Source organism: Methylobacterium organophilum, from assembly GCF_022179465.1.
Lineage (GTDB): Bacteria > Pseudomonadota > Alphaproteobacteria > Rhizobiales > Beijerinckiaceae > Methylobacterium > Methylobacterium organophilum.
In genome coordinates this window covers 1-590 of sequence record NZ_BPQV01000027.1, presented here as the reverse complement: position 1 = coordinate 590, position 590 = coordinate 1, and the positions used below count along the sequence as shown (strand labels likewise).

At 66.3% G+C, this 590-nt stretch carries 1 pseudogene; it reads left to right on the top strand.

The features are described 5' to 3' along the window. A pseudogene (locus tag MFF21_RS23685) lies at positions 1 to 590 on the top strand (hypothetical protein); the annotation flags it as partial.

Genomic DNA, 590 nt, shown 5'->3' with positions numbered 1-590 from the left:
GGCGGCGGCAAGCTCTGGCTCACCGGCACGACGCTCGACCCGGACATCACCCAGGCCCGCACGGCCGGCTACGTCAAGCAGGTCGGGGGCATTCTGATCGCGACCAACAACACCGCGACCTACCGCACGACCGGGTCGGGCAACCTGATCGAGGTCGGCCAGGACGGGCCCGGCAACAAGATCATGGGCAACGACTTCGGGGCCTGGGGCTACAGCGTGCCCTTCGGCTCCCGCAACGGCTTGTACGGGCCGAACTTCGTCGAGCCCTTCAAGTGGACGCCGACGATGACGTTCACGACGCCGGGCGACCTCGCCGGCACGACCTATACGAACCAGTCGGGCTTCTATTGGTACGGCGCCAATGGGATGCACTTCAGCTTCAACGTCTCGGGCAACATCGGGACGTACACGACGGCCGGGGGCCAGTTCATCGTGGCCGGCCTGCCCTTCGGCCTCTCGGCCGGCCAGATCGGCAATCCCGTCACGCTCGGGCCGATCAGCAAAATCACGCTGGGCGCCGGCAACACCTTCATGACCGCGATCTCGGCCGACACCTTCGTCTACTTCCGGCAGTCGGGCTCAAACATCGC